The following is a 19,073-nucleotide window of genomic DNA, read 5'->3' as shown; positions in this document are numbered from 1 at the left end:
TATTCAGGGCAAAACTAAATGTGATGAAACTATTACCAACAACTTTATTACTGACCGCAATTCTTTTTACAAGCTGTAAATCAATCAATAATTCAACTGAAAACTACACTGCTGATGTTGTAATTTACGGAGGCACATCGGCTGCTGTAATTGCTGCCGTTGAAGTGGCCCAATCAGGGAAAACCGTAATTATGGTTTCTCCTGATAAACACCTGGGCGGGCTCACATCGGGTGGACTGGGATTTACCGATACCGGCAGAAAAGAAGTTATTGGCGGGCTCGCGCGCGATTTTTACCACCGCGTTTACAATCATTACCAAACAAATGATGCATGGAAATGGATGGACAAAGAACAATACGGAAATACCGGACAAGGCACACCCGCTATTGACGGCGACATGCGCACCATGTGGATTTTTGAACCACATGTGGCCGAAAAGGTATTTGAAAATTACATTGAAGAGTTTGACATAACTGTTTACCGCGATGAATGGCTAAACCGCGAGAGTGGCGTGGTTACTTCCAACAGGAAAATTATTTCCATTACTACTCTCTCCGGAAAAACATTCCAGGCAAAAATATTCATGGATGCTACCTATGAGGGTGATTTAATGGCCGCTGCAGGTGTGAGTTACCACGTAGGACGCGAAGGGAATGACCAATATAACGAGAACTGGAATGGCGTGCAAACTGGCGTTTTTCAGCACCGCCACAATTTCAGTGTATTGGATTCTCCCATTGATCCCTATTGGGTTCCCGGCGATCCTTCAAGCGGATTGCTGCCACGCATCAGTCCTGATCCTCCGGGAGAAAAAGGAGAAGGCGACCACCGCGTGCAGGCCTACTGTTTCCGGACATGCATGACCAATCATCCTGAAAACCGCGTTCCGTTTCCCAAACCGGAAGGTTACGATTCAACCCAATATGAACTTTTGGTGCGCATTTTTAATGCCGGCTGGCGCGAGTGGTTCCAAAAATTCGATGCCATTCCCAACCGGAAAACCGATACCAACAACCACGGCCCCTTCAGCAGCGATAATATTGGCATGAATTACGATTACCCCGAGGCCAGTTACGAACGCCGGAAAGAAATTATAAAAGAACATGAAACCTACCAGAAAGGCCTGCTTTGGTTTGTGGCCAACGATCCGCGTGTACCGGCAGAAATTCAAACCGAAATGCAAAAATGGGGCCTCGCCAAAGATGAATTTACCGACAACGGCAACTGGCCTCACCAGATTTACGTGCGTGAAGCCCGCCGCATGATTGGTGAGTTTGTGATGACCGAAAACGAGCTGATGAAACGCACGCCCACCCCCCGCTCAATCGGGATGGGTTCTTATACAATCGACTCGCACAATGTACAGCGCTATGTTACCGAAGACGGAACTGTTCAAAATGAAGGCGATATTGGTGTTGGGCTGCCAGGGCCCTATGAAATTGCCTATGGTTCAATTGTCCCGCAAAAGGAAGACTGCCGGAATTTACTGGTTCCTGTGTGTGCCTCGGCCAGCCACATTGCCTTTGGCTCCATCCGCATGGAACCGGTATTTATGATTTTGGGACAATCGGCTGCAGTAGCTGCCTGTATGGCCATAGACGAAGAAATTGCCGTTCAGGATGTGAAATACGAAAAGCTGAAAAACCAACTGCTTGAGAAAGGACAGGTATTGACAATGGAGGATGCCATTCAGCCGGATTAATAGTTAATCAGAAATAATCACGTATATTTCTGTAAATCGACTTCCATTCCCTGGATGGAGCTTATTCTTGTCCTACAAAATTATACCCCAGCCCGTTGACGGTTTCTTTTACTTTTTCCAGTTCGAAACCGGTACCAGTAATTTTCACTGTTTCGCTGTTGTTATCGGCAATTACATTTGTAATTCCTTTCAGCGCTTCAAGGTTTCATTTCACGTTGGCTTCGCAATGCGAGCAAGTCATTCCGGTTACTTTAACTGTTATTACTTCTGTTTTTCCCATTTTATTTTTCTTTTTGAATATTGAATAAAAATATCCACCTACCATAGAAACAATCAACACAAAGGCATTGGAATTCCAAGCAGGGATGCATTAAAAGCTGACCGAAAACTGGATTTTCCTAAATACTTATCGATGTGCCGTTGCGGAAAATAAACTTTTAATAATCCGGCAAAAATCAATCCCAGTAAAAGCCACGGTGCCATTTCAAGTATAAGGAACCACAACTCTGAAAAATATTCTTCTATATATATCAACATAAATATCTTTTTTTCTGCAAAAATAACAAAGCAAATACATTGCATGTTTTAAATCCACATAAATAATACCAATTAGTGTTTAATTTTAATCATCAATTTCACTTCGTTCATTTCTGATTATTAGACATCTATCGGCATTATACCACTAATATTTATGAGTAATTTTGTCTATAAAATGGTATAAAAAGGCTATACATCATTTTTTAATCTATGCGCCGGCGATGGAGTAAATTAACTTAGAATACAGAAAAACAGATTGCTGCGTTGTTCATTGGTTTTCAGCAGATGCGTAAAAAACATGGGGATATCCATCATTTTGAATATCCCCATGTTAACCATTAATCACCACAAAGCGAATCAGTTCACTGCCGGAGTGATTACAAATTTACGGAATTCAACCGAGCCGTGGTCGCCCTGAATCATAATTGGTCCCGGTGTTCCTTCATTGCTGTTGAGCGAGCCGCCGGTAATTCCAGGAATTGGCCGGTTGGAAATCACCTCGATTCCATTATGCACCAACGTTAAATGCCGTCCTACCAGTGTAACCTCAAAAGATTGCCACTCCCCTGGCTTTGCTCCTGCATATACAGCCGGTGCAATAAACCCATAGATTCCGCCGGTAGTTATGTTGCTGACAGCAAAACTGTCCACAATCTGCATTTCATAACGTCCACGCAAATAGATTCCGCTGTTGCTTCCCTTCGGATAACGAAATTCAACGCTCAGTTTAAAGTCATTGAATTTTTCTTTCGTCACCAGGTTACCACCGGATTCCTGATTGACCAAAACTCCGTCTTTCATACGGAATTTGTTGTTGGCCGGAATAATCCATCTCGACATATTGTCATCCAGCAGGTTTTTAGGATTTCCCCAAACCGGTGGTTCTTCGCGTTTAAGGCTCGGGGCCCGCACGCCGGTCCACTCCAATTTGTGGCCATCGAGCATCATGTACCCGCTAAGCTTGTTATCTTCCAGCGAAAATTCAAAGTAAAGGTCTTCAATATCCATCCACTGCGGCGGGATGGTAAAATTATACTTCCCGGTTTCCGGAGAATAGTTGATTTTTGAAACGGGGCGGGCACTTCCTTCGTAACCCACATAACGACCAACAAGAGTGGAAAATCCTGAAAGTTTTACTTCCAGCCAACCGGGAAATCCGGCATCGCTCATTAGTCCATGGCGGAAAAGCCCGAGCTCTTCCATATCATCGTCCCCGATAACAATGGTAAGATCCCACTTGCCAATCACGCCCATCCCATCATCGGAAGATTGTGCCAACGCGGAAACACTGATACCTAAGGTTAGCACAAACAGTAAAAAAAGGTTTTTGAATATTTTCATCATGATAAAATTTTAAAAATGTAACAAAGCCTGCAGTGCAGGCAGATTTTAACTTTCAGGACAAATCTACACAAAAACGGTAATGGGAGAAAATTTTAAGTACAATTCATTCTGAAGATGTCTGCTTACTTAAACGGTTGTTGTTGGCCAGTCCAATTAAAAATCATTATGCTAACCAATAACATGGCAAGTGTTAAAAAGGAAGTTTTACTGAGTTTTGCCGTCCCGAGGTGTCATCAACCATAACACGCAAAACAAAAACTACCGCCAATTGCTCATTCATCAATATCAGTCAGGGTTACCGGCCCAAGCAGTCCGGCATCTTTAATTTCCCAGCCGGAAGCATCGAACGGGTCATATTCGATGTTCACAAAATTAATATCGTGAAATTTTTTCCAGTCAACTCCCCGAATATCGAGGTCGCGAATACGGTTGGCTGCCACGTTGGTAACCTCAACTTCCAGCAGGTTTTTGCCCTGTTGCAAATTGTCCACTTTCACTTTATAAGAAGGCCCCAGCAGAGTCCCCGCATCTTCCCCGTTTAATTTTACCCGGGCGCAATCTTTCACTTTGCCAAGATTCAAAAAGGCAGAACTTTGATTTTTATCCCAGTTGAACTCAATCGTGTAGCGGGCAGTTCCTGCAAACCGTTCAGTTTGCGAATCGCCCATTTCTGTCCACGAATGAAGCTGATCAGTAGCAATGTCACCCGGATAAACCGGTCCGCCGTCCACAAAACTGACTTTCCACATCCCTTCAATTTCGCGGCTGTTTTGTTCCGGTTCAAAATATGTAAAAGAGGGCGCATATACTTTTTTATTCACGCAACGAATGAAAACAGATCTTTCCGGTTCCAGTTGTACCCGAACAGAGTTGTTGTTGCTTTCTGCGGTCGATATTTCGCCGTTTTCAGGAAAGTAAAACAAGTATTCCTGCGCAGGCGACTGAAGCTCAACCCACTCATCGAGTGCTGTTGTATCGCAGTTAAAAACCATGTACCAGTCTTCGTTTTCATTTTCCATTTTCAAAAAATGAAATCCTTTTTCAGCAAGTGATTGTTCGCCTGTAATTCCTGCATTGTTCAGCAAATCAACAACATCTCCTGCATGCTCACTGAAACCAGCTTTTACTGCTTCCAGCTTCTGTTCTCTTGCTTTCAGGTTAAACATACCCGGCACGCTTTCGGGCAGAAAATCATCAAAATAAACCGTTCCGCCCTCGGCAACAAATTGGTTAAGTTGCTGCAGGGTTTCAAGCGGAATGTACTTCGTTTTCGGAATTACAACCGCTTTATATTTAGCATCACCCCCGGTAACAATTTCTCCATTTGTCATTTTACAATTCAGCAATTGTTTATCAGAAATGTAATCGAATGTGTATCCTGCGTCCATTAACGATTCCGACAATTCATTAATGGGATGTGAAATAAACCAGCCGGCATCTTTATTAACCCCCAAATGGTTGAACAACCGTCCTTCGCCGGCAGCAACATCGTAGTAAGGCCAGTACACCAGCACATCGTTTTTGACAGTTGATTGCTGCAGAACCGACTGGCTGCGTTCGATGTATTTAAACAGCGCCGGCATTTCGCGCCACAACGGATTGCGGTTATTTACCTGCGTGGAAGCGTAAAACAACCAGCCCGGCCACTCGGCATCAGCCGGTGAATAACAGGTTCCATGAAAAAACATGTGATTAATTCCGGCCAGGAAAAAACGGTTGGTGGCCCGCATCATGTCGGAAGTGGTTACCGTCCAGTGCTCGTCCAGCCAGGTGTAACTCTCCGAGGAAACCAGTTTTTGACCGGTAATATGCGCTGCCGAAGAGGCAAACTTATTTACAAAAACATCCACAGTACCCGGTTCCACGGTGCGAAAAATTTCAGTTTCGGGAATATCGCAGGCCGCATATAAATCGAGAATGTTGCCTGGTGAACCGTGCGCCTGGTTGCGGTTCAGGCTTTGGTGGCTGTTGGCCCATTCGGTCATCGGCTCAATAAAAGATTCCAAGACGAGGTCAGACAACGTTTCGCGGTAGTCCGACTTCACCCGTGCAATAATTTCTTCATCGTCAGAATCACCGGCCAAAACATGCAGGTATTCAGCCAAATCGTAACCCCTTCGCTTTTTGAACTCTTCAGTGAAATGAGTGGTAAAATCGCCCGTATATTCAAACGAATCGTGAAAAAAACAGCGAATTAAACCTTCGTCAATTCCCAGGCGTTCCCAGATTTCGTTTAAATACCAGTCGGTAATTTCTTCGTTGAACGTATCTATTGCCCAGCCCTTACCTCCGTTGGAGGCGCGTTTGACCATATCACGGTTTTTCAGGCGTTCAGCAAAATATACTGTTCCGTTTGCCGGAGCAGTAAAATTTTCATCCGGATTAAAAACAGTGGTCTTGTTGTTTTCATCAACAAACGAAGCAATTGCAATTACAGGAACTTCAGGTTTTTCAGCAATTTCGCCCTTTCTCACTCGCTGTTTGTGCATGCGAAGCGACCACAATCCTTTTTTCTCAGGAACAAACGGCCCGCCGCAACGCCAGCCGCTGCCCGGAGGCAAATCCACTCCCATATTCAGGCCATGAGCTTCTTCAATTGCGAATTGCAACATTTCTGAAAATTCCGGCGACAAATATTCAATGAAACGATCTTCCTCTCCGCGAACACCGTAAATCGGAGTAATTTCCACACCGCCAATTCCCATTTCGGCCATCTCGTTTAGCTCGCGGCTGATATTTTGTTTATCAACTGCATTGCCCATCCACCACCACCGTGTCCAGGGTTTCGATTCAGCCGTGGTTTCAGGCCATGTCAGTTGTTGATTATCTGAAGAACATGCAATTAAAATGAAGAAAAAAAGGAGAAAAGATAATCTGTTCATCTTCGTAATGTTTTAGTTAGTAATACCTTTCAATAAGCGGATGTTCAACAATTGCCCTTCGCAGTGACTGAAAAACTTAATAAAAATGCGAACAAAATACCCGTTTATTAATTGTTCTTATTTTACATTTGAATTTGTTAAAATAACAAAAAACAGAAATCAACAATCATTAAACGGTAAATTATTGCCATGCGATTAAAAAATTCGGGTCTTATTATTTTTTTGATATTGAGTGCGGTTACAAGCGCGAATACACATTTTTCACCAGTTGACACAACACAGCAAGGTACTTTTCAGGATACCACCGCACTATCAGGCGAAATTGATGCGGTTACGGTAACTGCATTCCGGGCACCATACAATTTAAGAAACACCCCTGCCCCCATTAATTTAATTATGCCGGAACTGCTCCAGACAGGTAGCGCACTCACCCCTGTTGAAGCCCTGAACCAGGTGCCGGGCGTTTTAATGCACCACGGCACGCTTTCAACCAACCGGCTTACCATCAGAGGTATTGGTTCGCGAACGCCGTATGCCACCAATAAAATTAAAGCCTATCTTGGTGAAATCCCGCTTACCAGTGGCGATGGCGAAACAGCGCTGGAAGACCTCGAAAACTCGGCCATTCAGCGGGTGGAAATAATCAAGGGACCTTCTTCCAGTTTGTATGGTGCAGGACTGGGCGGCACGCTGCTTTTTCATCCCAAAAGCCTGAAAAACGATTTTGTACAACACCAAACCACAGTTGCCTCGTTCAATACTTATAAAAATACGCTGGAGGCAGGAACAACAACCAATAAACTCGATCTTTATGCACTGGGTTCCATTTTGAACAGCCAGGGATTCAGGGAGAACAATTCAACCAACAGGAGCAATTTTTTGCTGCATTCCAACTATTCTTTTTCTGAAAAAGTAAAATTGGGGACTTTGCTGAAATTCACAAAAATGAAAGGATACATTCCCAGTTCGCTCGACTACCCCACGTTTCAGGAACATCCTGAAAAAGCAGCCGCCAATTGGAAAGGCATTGAAGGATACGAAGCCTACACCAAAGGACAGGCGGGAATTTCGCTGACTGTTTTACCCACAGGGCAAAGTAAAATATCGCTGGCCGCTTTCGGGAGTTTCCGTGATGCCGATGAGCCGCGCCCGTTCAATCTGCTGAAAGAAAATTCAGATTACCTGGGATTGCGTGGCTACTACCAAAAAATATGGAATACCGAGGTGACTAAAACTACTTTTACATCAGGAATTGAACTGTTTCGCGAAAAATACAACTGGTCCACCTGGTCGAACGAAAACCGTGAAAATGCCCTTTCCGACAATAAAGAAAAAAGAGCTTATGAAAACCTTTTTGCACAACTGGAGCTGAATTTTAACGACAGGCTTTTCCTGTCGGCAGGAGCCAATGGTAATCTCACACGTTTCAACTATACTGATAATTTTCCGGACGATGGAGATCAATCAGGCGAGCGCTCCTACAATCCGGTTTTTTCGCCCCGAATTGGTGCCAATTACAAAGTATCAAACGTCTTTTCAATATTCGGAAATGCGAGCCATGGATTTTCCACTCCCTCGTTTGAAGAGACCTTGTTGCCCGAAGGACAAATCAACCCTGACATTAAACCGGAAAGCGGCTGGAACCTGGAGACGGGTGCCCGGGCAATCTGGAACAACCGGTTACAGGCCACGGTTAGCTATTACCGCATTTACATTAAAAACCTGCTGGTGGCCCGCCGCACCGGCGAAGATGCCTATGTGGGCGTGAATGCAGGCAAATCGCTTCATCCCGGACTGGAAGCAGAGTTGCGCTGGGAATTGTTAAATCCGGTAACCTATCCTTCACTCGTTTTGAGCGGAAATGCAACAATTGCCAGGTATCATTTTCAGGATTTTGTGGACGACGAAAATGATTACTCGGGAAACCTGCTGCCCGGAACTACACGCAATACCTGGTTGCTGGTTGCAAACTTCAGGCCCGTGGAAAATATTCATCTGAAAGCATGGCACCGTTACACCGGGGAAATGCCCGTGAATGATGCCAATTCAGATTTTACCGAGCCGTATGGATTAACCAATTTTGAAGCCGCGTTCCATAAAAATTTCGGGAGCGTGAAGATGGAATTAAAAGCCGGAGTACAAAATATTTTCGATGTTCACCATGCTGCCATGCTGGCCGTGAATGCACCTTCTTTTGGCGGCAGCCTGCCCCGCTACTACTACCCGGGAAACCCGAGACACTATTTTGTGTCGGTGCTGCTGGGGTGGCAGGGACGTTAACCGGGAATCCGTCCAGCGGCTACGGTCCACTTGATGGGTAAGTGTTGGGGGTGCTTGTTTGTTTTATGTATTTGTTTTTATACACCGAGCAGCTTGGAGCCGCTGTGCGGGAGTGATATCCGGAGGGACGCGTGGGTGCCGCTTGGCAGATGGAGAAAAAACTGTAAATTTAAATTCATTCATCAATGCTTCAACATTTGGCCTGATCTTGCGGCGCTCTTCCGGGATATTCATGATATTTCGGTTGCGCCTGTTTTGAAGGTAACCGTATTTTGTAGAATTTGGTAAACCATTGATAAAAGCTGTTGATCCCCGTTTCTATCAATGTAAAGGGTTGATAATTGAAATCCTTTTTCAGGCGTGAGGTACCGGCTTAGGTGGAGACTACATCGCCCGGTTGCATCTCCGTCATTTTCACGATTGCTTTCTTACTCATCTCAAAACAAAATTAAAAGACAACGATGGTATAGCTCCCGATTTGATATTGCTTTCTGTTTTGAATGGCCGCGAGAATCTCAGGATCGCTCATCATGTTTTTAGTTGGCAGCAGAAGTAACTTATTTGTTATCGGCTGCTTCACGATATCATCTTTATCAACTTTGATGATATCTTTTCCCAGGTAGACATCCATATTTTCAGCGCGTGGAATGTGATATACCCAATAGTCGGCAATCCGGTGCTCTTCCGATAACTCCTTAGCCTTTACACACAGGTTGTTCCATCCCAAATGGCTGTTCAGCCGGGGCATAGACCATCCGATGACAAAGACCGCCAATAAAAAACCCAGTGCCAGGGTGTTGATTGACCGGTAAGTATCTCTTTTTCCATATAAATGATAGATGATAAGAAACCCGGTGATGGTGAGTATTCCGGCTCCTGCATACACGAGCGGCGTTGACAGATAGCGCATCTCATCTGTTCCGCCCAGATAGATTACTGCAGGCAGTGCCAGTAGCAGTACAACGGCAGGTATTGCCACTGAGATGGTTATCCATCGGTTTTGCGGGTTAAATTTTTTGAGAAGCAACGCTGAGAGACAGATAACGAAGGGAATCACCGGCAGTAAATAGACTGCCAGTTTGGAGCTGATGAGAGACAGCAGTACCAGTATGGATAAAATAATTGTGGCAAAAAATTGTTCCAGCGTACTGTTTATTCTTTTTTTAAACAAGCCTGCAATAAGGAGGCCGATAGCCAACAGTGACCAGGGTGCCAGTGAATACCAGACGGAGATGGCATAATAATAAAAAGGTTCTTTATGGTGAAAGGAGTTGATGCCCCTGCCTACCGTTTGGTGGACAAGCAGATTGTTCAGGTATTCATTTCCACCTGCAATGTAAACGCCTGCAAACCAAGCAATGCAGGCTGTCAAAATAATCAGAAAGGTCTTCCATCCCCAGTAATGTGTAAAATCGGATAATTTCTTTTTGTAGATCAAAAAGGTGACGGTTGAAACAAAAGGGATCAATAAACCCAACGGCCCTTTTGAGAAGAGTGCCAGAAACACATAGACCGGAAATAGCCAACCGTCTCGTTTCCGGTCTTCGCCCCGGTACATTTTATAAAAGGTGTACAGGGATAAAACGATAAACATGGTCATGAACATGATAGTTGATATATCTTTTTTTCATCCAGCGATAGGCAAAGCAGTCAATAAACGGTCCGGATAAACGATTCCATAAATGATATTTTGATGTTCCGGCCAAACGCGGATAGTGGCGTACCAGCATCTGTTTCACCTTCCCGTTTTGCAGCAGTATCAAAGCAGGCAGAAACCGGTGCATACCGTTGAAGAAAGGAATACGTTTGGCTGCATCTGTATGCATCACCTTTAGGGGACATCCGGTATCCGAAACCCCGTCATGCATCATCATACGCCGGTAGCCGTTTGCGATTTTCGATTGCAGATTTTAAAAAAATGAGTCTTCGCGGTTAGCCCATATACCGGTTACAATTTCGTAATCTTCAATATCCCGGAGCAATAGATTAAAATCCTCAGGGTCGGTCTGCATGTCAGCATCCATGTATCCCACATAATCGGAAAAAGTATGGTCGATACCGGCTTTCAGGGCGGCGCTTAACCCCCCGCTTTTTCGAGACGGAGATAAAAGAACGAGGGGTTACGGTCACATATTTCCTGGATTCTGCGTTGACTGTCATCTTTTGATCCGTCGTCTACAAAAAGAATGCATGCCGGGAAAACAGAATGTGGCAAAAATTGCTGTAGTTTTTCTTCTAATGTATAGAAGTTCTCTTCTTCGTTATATGCAGGTATAATAATCGTAAACCTGTAATTTACGGTACTATTTTCCTTTACATTCATTTCGATATATTAACGTGTCTGATATAGCATTGCCCGCGATTAAAATTCTTTCCTGAATTTCCTCTTTGAGTACACTTAGAGAAGTGAATTTTGGCAATTTTATAATTTATAACCAATTAAATATCAATAGCCTATTGTTACTAAAATTACCTAAAAAGGGTTTTCGGAGTGGGCTCATCTTTAAGTCTATATTGGTTTTGAAAAGCAAATGTATTCATTTTATCTTACACTTGATTTTCTCCCCGGGTATTTTTTAATATAACTACCCGGGAATCTTCATCACTCCAGCCACAAATTATTGTCGCCATCCATTCGGACACCGGTTCCCATTTTTTGGTTTTCGCGGTTCAACACCTGCCGCAGCCATTTGGCTTCTTTATCTTTGGCATAGTTCAATCTCAGCCTCCGGATTTCCATGTGAACTATTTTCAATGCTTTCAATATGCCTGTTTCCGGCTCAAATTCGGGGAAATACATCAGTGTCAGTTCACCGCGGTATTGCTCATGCCCGCTGATGCCCTCGTAATCATTGATAAAATCCCCTGCACCGTATATGATTAATTTTTCTTTGTAAACTTCTATTCCCATCGGGTGGTGCGAAGAATGTCCGTAGATAACATCCACGCCGGCTTCATCGATTAACCGGTGCGTAAATTGCCGTTGTTGTCCTGAAATAAAAATCAATGTTTCTGTGTCCGGTCATCAATTACCACCAGCCGGTATTTGTGGCCGTTCATTATCACGCGGTGGGCATCGATGTGGAGATGCTTGGTAACTATTTTATTTTGAATATAAAAATCACGAATCAGCACTAATTCCGAAAGGTTGGATCCCGAGAGTAAGTCTCTCATTTGGCAATGCTTGCAAAAGCTGTCGTTTGCGTCAAGTTTGTTGCCACGTTGAGTGCACCCCATAATTTCACAAAACTCATGCTCCAGGATATCACCTTTATCGCTTTTGGTCAGTTTCTGAAAAGCTTTGTTGAAATACTTCACTTTAAAGTCATGATCGGTCAGAAAAATAGCCTGTGGATGGTGTTCTATCAGTTGGTTAAGCAGTCCGTTGGCTTCGTCGATGCGTTCAAATTCAAGTTTCATGGCAATCAGTATTAACAGGTTCGCAAATTATGTCTAAAACAGATGCAAGGCTTCAAATAACATTCCTTTTGACAAATTGAAAGTAGCAATTTTTAACTAAAAAGGCAACGGAAAATGTTTTACAATCTAAAAATATTTTTATTTATGTTTTTATCAGCTGTTTACCGATCCAAAAACACGACGCAGCAAATCGTTCACACGTGCTGCAGGGTTTTCCCGTATCTGTTTTTCTTCCTGTTCAATTTTAAGGAACAGTCCTTCGAGAGCTTCGTTGGTCAGATACACATCCAGATTGGCTTCAACGGGTTTTAAACCAGCCACCTGGCCTACAATCGAAATGGCCACTGCGTTCCACCGATTGGTGAGTGTATTCCAGCTTTGCGCGGTAGAAACATTGCCTACCAGTTTTTTATTCAGCGAATTTTCAATTTTGGGACGGTAAAGTGCAAATAAATCGTCGTAAGTTGAATTGTACAGATACTGTGTGGCCGCATTATCTTCACCCCTTAAAATTCCTGCAGCATCGGCAATTGTCATGCTTTTAATGCTGTTCACAAAAATGGGGTTGGCCTCCGTAACCGCGTCTTCGGCAGCGCGGTTTATGCGCAGCAACACATCATCGAGCAACTGATTTCCGCCGGGAATTTTGCCAATATTATCTACAATAATGTCAGCTTCGGGTGGAAGCAGAATTTTCACGGCTGCATCGCCGTAATAGCCGTTGGTTTCGCCCAGGATGTTCACCGATTTATTGGTGCCCACCACCAATGCTTCTTTCAGGCCTGCAATAATCTCCGACCGGGTAAGCGGACGATTGCTTTCCATGTATTCGTTTACAATCTGCTGTAATTCGGCACAAGAAGCCAGAAAAATCAGGAATGCGGCAAACAGCGGTATAGTTTTTTTCATGATGAATAAATTATGGCTGCAGATTTTACGAAAGATACAAAATTTTATTGGTGCAGCGGATTCCCGCAAAACGATCACTACGTGACGAGCCGCTGATTTATGAAATGTGCGAATCGCCGCGTAGCCATTCCTTCGGAAAAATTCGCACCAATACCCAAACAATTTCTTGATAGGTGCGAATCGGAGTTTGCACCACCCGTTACCCAAACAACTTTTTAATCAAATCATGGCGGCCTTTGGCTTTCAGTTCGCTCATGATAGACTTCCGGTATTCGCGTTTGTACCAGAAGAAAAATTTGCGCTGCTCCTTTTTGGCGGTCTGACTGCGGGCGGTGAACACCTTTTCCATGGTGTACGGATGATAACCCGAGTAGTATATTACCGTGGCAAGTGTCATTGGCGTGGGCGTAAAATCCTGCACCTGTTCCAGCCTGAAATTCATGTTTTTAGTTTGAATGGCGAGGTGGGCCATGTCTTCGGCATTGCTTCCCGGGTGACTTGAAATAAAATACGGAATCAGTTGCTGTTTCAGGTTTTCTTCCTTGTTTATTTTAATGAATTCCCTGTTCAGCTCTTCAAACAACTTAAAAGAAGGCTTCCGCATAAACTTCAGCACCTCGTCCGAAGTATGTTCCGGTGCCACTTTCAGCCTGCCCGACACGTGGTGTTTGATCACTTCACGCAGGTATTTGCGGTTGACCTTATCGGTTTCCGGGTTGCCTGTTTTTTCCAGGATCATGTCGTAACGAATGCCGCTGCCCACAAACGCTTTTTTCACTTTCGGGTTATTTCTGACTTTTTCATACAAATCCAGCATCGTCTTGTGGCTGGTGTCGAGATTTTTGCAAATGTTCGGAAAAATACACGAGGCTCGTTTGCACTTCCGGCAAATCTCTTCGTGGATGCCTTTCATTTTGTACATGTTGGCCGACGGGCCGCCCAAATCGGAAATGTATCCTTTAAAATCGGGCATCTGCGTTACTTTCTCCACCTCTTTCAAAACCGATTTTTCGGAACGGCTGGCAATAAATTTTCCCTGGTGGGCCGAGATGGTGCAAAATGTACATCCGCCAAAACATCCGCGGTGAATGTTGATGGAGTGCCGGATCATTTCGTAGGCCGGAATCGTTTCCTTGTTATGGTAACGTGGATGCGGCAGCCGCGTGTAAGGCAAATCATAGACCCGATCGATTTCTTCCTCGCGGAAAACAGGCCAGGGCGGATTCACTACCGCTTTTCTTTCGCCCACCCGCTGCATTAGTTTTTTTGCTTCCATCTTGTTCGACTCCTCCTCGATGTGCATAAAATTGCGGGCAAACTTTTTCCGGTCGGCAAGGCACTCTTCGTGCGATGCCAGCTCCAGTTCGTTCCACTCTTTTTGGGTGGCGTAATCATCTTCGGCTCCCGCCATAAAAGCCGTTTGCGGAATATTGGTAAGGTTTTCCTTGGGCACTCCCCGTTCTACAAACCTGGCAAATTCCACAATCGACTTCTCCCCCATCCCGTAAAAAAGCAAATCCGCTTTTGAATCCTCCAAAATGGATGGCATTAGTTTATCCGACCAGTAATCGTAGTGTGTGAGTCGCCGCAGCGAAGCTTCAATTCCGCCAATAATCAATGGTACGTCCGGGAACAACTTTTTCAGAATGTTGGAATAGGTGATGGTGGCGTAATCGGGCCGCTGCCCGGGTCGCCCGCCGGGAGTGTAGGCATCATCGGAGCGTTTGCGTTTGTTGGCGGTGTAGTGGTTCACCATCGAATCCATGTTACCGGCAGTAACAGCAAAAAAGAGCCGCGGGGTCCCCAGCTTTTTAAAATCGCGCAGGTCGTCCTGCCAGTTGGGTTGCGGTACAATGGCCGCTTTCAGTCCTTCGGCTTCCAGCACCCGGCCAATTACGGCAGCTCCAAACGAGGGGTGATCGATATACGCATCGCCCGAAAACAGAATTACATCAGGCTGCTGCCAGCCCAATTCCTTCATTTCTTTTCGTGAAGTGGGCAACCACTTATTACTGTATCTGTTGTTTTTATTCATTCTAATAAAGGACAAAATAAATCAATTTTTATGAAATCGGATAATTTAGTCCGCAATTATTTTATCGCAGCAGAAGCCCAAAAATGATGAAAAATATTATTCCGCTGAAAAGATTTACGTTTCTCTGTATTGTAAAAATTATCTTTGCAGGCGATGAAAAATTTCGATGTAATTGTAATTGGTGCCGGAGCTGCCGGATTACTGGCCGCCGGAAGGGCAGCTGAATGCGGCGGCAACGTGCTGGTACTTGAGAAGATGCGGCGGGCGGGCAGAAAATTATTAATCACCGGCAAAGGACGGTGCAACATTACCAACAATGCACCGGTGAGTGAATTCATCAAACACATTCAACCCAATGGAAAATTTCTGCGGAATGCTTTCTCACAGTTTTTTTCAAAAGAAATAATCGACCTGCTCCAACAGCACGGGACCGAAGTAACGCTCGAACGCGGTGGCCGCTATTTCCCCACAAGCAACAAATCGGCCGATGTTTTGAATGCGTTGCTGAAATGGGTTTCGGAACTGAATGTGGAAATCCACTGCGGCGAAAAAGTGGAAAAGATAGTGGTGGAAGACAATCAGGTTCGGGGAGTTTTTTCAAACGGGAAATTCATACAAGCCGACCGCGTAATCCTTGCCACTGGGGGAAAATCATATCCGGCAACCGGTTCAACCGGCGACGGGTATGAACTGGCTAAGCAGGTTGGCCATTCCTTAGTGCCTGACCGCCCGGCCCTGGTCCCGCTTGAAACAAGAGGCGATGTAGCCCAAAAACTGCAGGGTTTAAATCTGAAAAATGCAAAGGCTGTGGTTTGGGTAAACGGTAAAAAAGCAGGCGAAGATTTTGGCGAAATGGTGTTTACACATTTTGGGTTATCCGGGCCGGTAATTCTTACGCTCAGCCGCATTGTTGTTGATGAATTACAAAAGAAAAACAAAGTTGAAATTACCATTGATTTAAAACCTGCCCTCGACGAACAAAAACTTGACAACCGCCTGATACGTGATTTGAATGAACATGGAAAGAAAAAGTTGGGAAACATTTTCCGGCACTGGCTGCCTTTGGCTATGATCCCGGTTTTTATCGAATTACTTGAAATCGACACTGAAAAGGAATGTCACCAGGTTTCGGCTGTTGAACGGAAGAAAATAAGATACCTGCTGAAAAATCTGCGGTTTGAAATTACCGGGCATCGTTCATATAAAGAAGCAATTATTACTGCAGGAGGAATCCCAACCAAAGAAATTTACCCAAAATCGATGGAATCCAAATTCATAAAAGGACTTTATTTTGCAGGCGAAGTCATCGACCTCGATGCAAAAACCGGCGGTTACAATTTGCAGATTGCCTGGTCAACCGGATGGGTTGCCGGTAATGCGTGCAAAAGCCATTTACTTTTTTCAACCCAAACCGGTTAAATTGAAAAATCCTTCTATTTTTGTGTAGGTGTTGAAATTTTTTTTTCAAAAAACCCAATAAAATCCAGATGGAACTATTGAAACTGAAGGACATTTTTAAAGCTCCTCCTGCCCTGGCCTATTTTGGTGGCGAATACTTCGCAAAATTCCTGATGTACATTCTCCGGTTTAATAAGCTGAACAAAATTTACGAGCAAATAGCCACAAAAGAAGGCATTGAGTTCATCGATGAAATTATCCGGATACTTGAATTTAAGATTGAATTTGACGAAAATGAATTAAAACGGATACCGTCCGAAGGGCCGCTGATTGTGGTGGCCAATCATCCGCTGGGTGGCTTCGACGGGCTGCTGCTCATTAAATACCTGTCGAAAGTGAGGCCCGATGTAAAAGTAATTGGCAACTTTTTGCTCCAAAAAGTAGATCCGGTTTCAGAATATTTTATCAGCGACAACCCGTTTGAAAAAGCAGCAAAAGGGGAAGTTGACACGCGGACCAAAGGAATTACCCGGGCCATAAGTCACCTCAAAAACAACGGTGTACTTTGCTTGTTTCCTGCCGGAGAACTAAGTACCTACGGAACTTTTGATACCATTACAGACCAGGCATGGCAATTTCCAATGGTAAAATTTGTAAAAAAAGCAAGAGTGCCGGTCGTGCCGGTACATTTTCAGGGAACCAACAGCCGGCTGTTTCATATTATTGCAAAAATTCATCCGTCGCTTCGCCAGGTGCGCCTGCCCTCCGAACTGCTAAACAAAAAGCATAAAACCATAAAAATGCGCATTGGCAACCCGCTTAAAGTGGAAGAACAGGATAAATTTAAAGACGTTTACCAGTTTGGCCGGTTTCTGCGTGCCAAAACCTACAGCATGGAAACGCCCCTTGAAGTGAAGCGTTTTTTCAGTTATAACCTGAAACCCAAACCAAAATCGGAAGCCATTATTTCGCCTGTTGATCAAAATAAAATTCTTGCTGAAATTGAAAGGATTAAAGAAGAATACACCCTGTTCAATTTAAAAAACTACACTGCTTATTGCGCACCAGCCAGGGGCATTCCCAATATTCTGACTGAAATTGGTCGATTGCGCGAAATTACGTTTCGCGAAGTGGGCGAAGGGACCAATCGCAGTATAGACCTTGATGAGTTTGACCTCTATTACCACCAGATGTTTATTTGGGACGACGACGAAAAACGCATTGTTGGCGCATACCGCATTGGTAAGGGCAACGATATCCTGAATCAATACGGGAAACGCGGATTTTACCTGCAGTCGCTTTTCCGGATAAGTGATGAGTTTAAACCCATATTGAAAGAGAGCCTGGAACTGGGCCGCTCATTTGTAATTAAAGAATACCAGCGGCGTCCCATGCCCCTGTTTTTGCTATGGAAAGGAATTTTGTATTTCCTGCTGAAAAACCCGGAGTACCGCTACCTGATTGGCCCGGTGAGTATCAGTAATAATTATTCAAAAATTTCGAAAGATTTGATTATCCGGTTTATAATGCGCAACCACCTGAACTGGAAAATGGCCGGGCTTGTAAAACCGCGCAACAAATACAAGTTTACCAGCGACAACCCGGACATCAACATCCTGATGGAGAATATGGAACACGACATCAACCGGCTCGACAAAGCTATTGGTGATTTGGACGAACTGAATTCAGGACTTCCGGTACTCCTGAAAAAATATATTAAACTGAATGCAAAAATTATCGCCTTCAACGTGGATCCAAAGTTCAACAATTGCCTCGACGGGCTGATTGTGCTCGATGTTTACGATGTTCCGAAAAATACCATTGAAGCGCTGTCGAAAGAAGCCAACGACGGGTCAATACTGGAAAGGTTTTATTCCAGCAGGGAATGAAAAGTCCAGTTATTCGCAGCAAGAACTTTTTCTATTGAGGAATCCGGGTCGCCTTCAGCAAAATCAAAAACATTTTTGTAATGCAAAACCGGAAGGTTTGAATTGTTGGGGAAATTGCCGTTTTCTTCCAGTTGCAACGTTACTATTTCAGCTTTTATGTTCGTTTGTGCATTCATACTACCCACGTTTAATAATAACACTACGCTTAAAATCAATCTTAATTCCATTTTCAGTTCATTAACCACTTCTGTTTTTCTTAACAATTTATCCTTTCTTTTTGTTATTTTGGCGCTCCGAAAATTGCAAGAATGAAAAATATCCAATTTCCAATGTTCAATTTCCAACAAAAATGAGATGCAGTTGGTATTGATAATTGAGTATTGGTTATTTCTTAAAATGATTGAGAATATAAAATGAAAAGAACATCAAAAAACTACCTTATCCTGATTTTGAAAGGCATGGGAATGGGAGCTGCCGATGTTGTGCCAGGGGTTTCAGGAGGAACCATTGCATTTATTACCGGTATTTACGAAGAGCTGGTTTTCTCCATCAAATCAGTTAACCTGCAAGCAGTAAGGCTGTTTTTTTCAGGCCGGTTTTCTGAATTCTGGAAATACATTAACGGAACCTTTCTTTTAAGCGTTGTACTGGGAATTGGCATCAGTGTTTTTTCGCT

At 44.0% G+C, this 19,073-nt stretch carries 15 protein-coding genes and 1 pseudogene; 5 read left to right on the top strand and 11 right to left on the bottom strand.

The features are described from left to right. Nucleotides 1-23 precede the first annotated feature (23 nt). Nucleotides 24-1,703 carry an FAD-dependent oxidoreductase gene (locus ACTCNA_RS11340; RefSeq protein WP_462948029.1) on the top strand — a complete coding sequence of 560 codons (1,680 nt, stop codon included), beginning with the start codon at nt 24-26 and terminating at the stop codon, nt 1,701-1,703. A gap of 333 nt (nt 1,704-2,036) precedes the next feature. Here the strand turns inward: ACTCNA_RS11340 and ACTCNA_RS11335 are convergent, their stop codons facing one another. The 3 genes from ACTCNA_RS11335 to ACTCNA_RS11325 form a co-directional block, all read right to left on the bottom strand. Further along, entirely contained in the window at nt 2,037-2,240 is a 204-nt protein-coding gene (locus ACTCNA_RS11335; protein ID WP_462948028.1) for a permease, read from the bottom strand. Nucleotides 2,241-2,597: 357 nt separating this feature from the next. Further along, nucleotides 2,598-3,584, bottom strand: a complete 987-nt coding sequence (locus ACTCNA_RS11330) for a 3-keto-disaccharide hydrolase (RefSeq protein WP_462948027.1) — start codon at nt 3,582-3,584, stop codon at nt 2,598-2,600. Nucleotides 3,585-3,856: 272 nt separating this feature from the next. Then, entirely contained in the window at nt 3,857-6,466 is a 2,610-nt protein-coding gene (locus ACTCNA_RS11325) for a glycosyl hydrolase (RefSeq protein WP_462948026.1), read from the bottom strand. 189 nt (nt 6,467-6,655) lie between these two features. On the opposite strand from ACTCNA_RS11325, the gene ACTCNA_RS11320 reads away from it, so the two are divergent. Continuing rightward, nucleotides 6,656-8,746, top strand: a complete 2,091-nt coding sequence (locus ACTCNA_RS11320; RefSeq protein ID WP_462948025.1) for a TonB-dependent receptor — start codon at nt 6,656-6,658, stop codon at nt 8,744-8,746. A 448-nt stretch (nt 8,747-9,194) separates the two neighbouring features. Here ACTCNA_RS11320 and ACTCNA_RS11315 read toward each other — a convergent pair whose 3' ends face one another. The 7 genes and pseudogenes from ACTCNA_RS11315 to ACTCNA_RS11285 form a co-directional block, all read right to left on the bottom strand. Then, nucleotides 9,195-10,304: an ArnT family glycosyltransferase gene (locus ACTCNA_RS11315; protein ID WP_462948024.1), complete on the bottom strand. Its 1,110-nt coding sequence runs from the start codon at nt 10,302-10,304 to the stop codon at nt 9,195-9,197. A 1-nt stretch (nt 10,305) separates the two neighbouring features. Then, the gene (locus ACTCNA_RS11310) at nt 10,306-10,620 is read right to left on the bottom strand and encodes a hypothetical protein (RefSeq protein WP_462948023.1); all 315 of its coding nucleotides are present in this window, start codon (nt 10,618-10,620) and stop codon (nt 10,306-10,308) included. Between the two features lie 36 nt (nt 10,621-10,656). Next, a pseudogene (locus ACTCNA_RS11305) lies at nt 10,657-11,069 on the bottom strand (glycosyltransferase family 2 protein). Nucleotides 11,070-11,348: 279 nt separating this feature from the next. Continuing rightward, on the bottom strand, nt 11,349-11,753 hold the full coding sequence (locus ACTCNA_RS11300) for a CapA family protein (protein ID WP_462948022.1): 405 nt from the start codon (nt 11,751-11,753) through the stop codon (nt 11,349-11,351). Then, entirely contained in the window at nt 11,750-12,166 is a 417-nt protein-coding gene (locus ACTCNA_RS11295) for a PAS domain-containing protein (protein WP_462948021.1), read from the bottom strand. Before ACTCNA_RS11295 ends, ACTCNA_RS11300 begins: the two co-directional genes overlap by 4 nt. A 153-nt stretch (nt 12,167-12,319) precedes the next feature. Beyond that, nucleotides 12,320-13,075, bottom strand: a complete 756-nt coding sequence (locus tag ACTCNA_RS11290; protein WP_462948020.1) for a DUF4197 domain-containing protein — start codon at nt 13,073-13,075, stop codon at nt 12,320-12,322. Between the two features lie 199 nt (nt 13,076-13,274). Next, nucleotides 13,275-15,110, bottom strand: a complete 1,836-nt coding sequence (locus ACTCNA_RS11285; RefSeq protein ID WP_462948019.1) for a YgiQ family radical SAM protein — start codon at nt 15,108-15,110, stop codon at nt 13,275-13,277. 153 nt (nt 15,111-15,263) lie between these two features. On the opposite strand from ACTCNA_RS11285, the gene ACTCNA_RS11280 reads away from it, so the two are divergent. Continuing rightward, nucleotides 15,264-16,529 (top strand): BaiN/RdsA family NAD(P)/FAD-dependent oxidoreductase, encoded by a 1,266-nt coding sequence (locus ACTCNA_RS11280; protein WP_462948018.1) that lies wholly within the window; start codon nt 15,264-15,266, stop codon nt 16,527-16,529. A gap of 68 nt (nt 16,530-16,597) precedes the next feature. Continuing rightward, nucleotides 16,598-18,397, top strand: a complete 1,800-nt coding sequence (locus tag ACTCNA_RS11275; RefSeq protein ID WP_462948017.1) for a GNAT family N-acyltransferase — start codon at nt 16,598-16,600, stop codon at nt 18,395-18,397. Here the strand turns inward: ACTCNA_RS11275 and ACTCNA_RS11270 are convergent. Beyond that, on the bottom strand, nt 18,379-18,660 hold the full coding sequence (locus tag ACTCNA_RS11270; RefSeq protein WP_462948016.1) for a hypothetical protein: 282 nt from the start codon (nt 18,658-18,660) through the stop codon (nt 18,379-18,381). The genes ACTCNA_RS11275 and ACTCNA_RS11270 overlap by 19 nt on opposite strands. Before the next feature lie 150 nt (nt 18,661-18,810). Here ACTCNA_RS11270 and ACTCNA_RS11265 point away from each other — a divergent pair. After that, nucleotides 18,811-19,073, top strand: a 263-nt coding sequence (locus ACTCNA_RS11265) for an undecaprenyl phosphate translocase family protein (protein WP_462948015.1), incomplete at its 3' end; no start/stop codon positions are given.

The sequence above is a fragment of the Tangfeifania sp. genome (genome assembly GCF_055108615.1).
The sequence above is the reverse complement of the archived record's forward strand: the minus strand, read 5'-3'. Positions and strand labels throughout refer to the sequence as shown.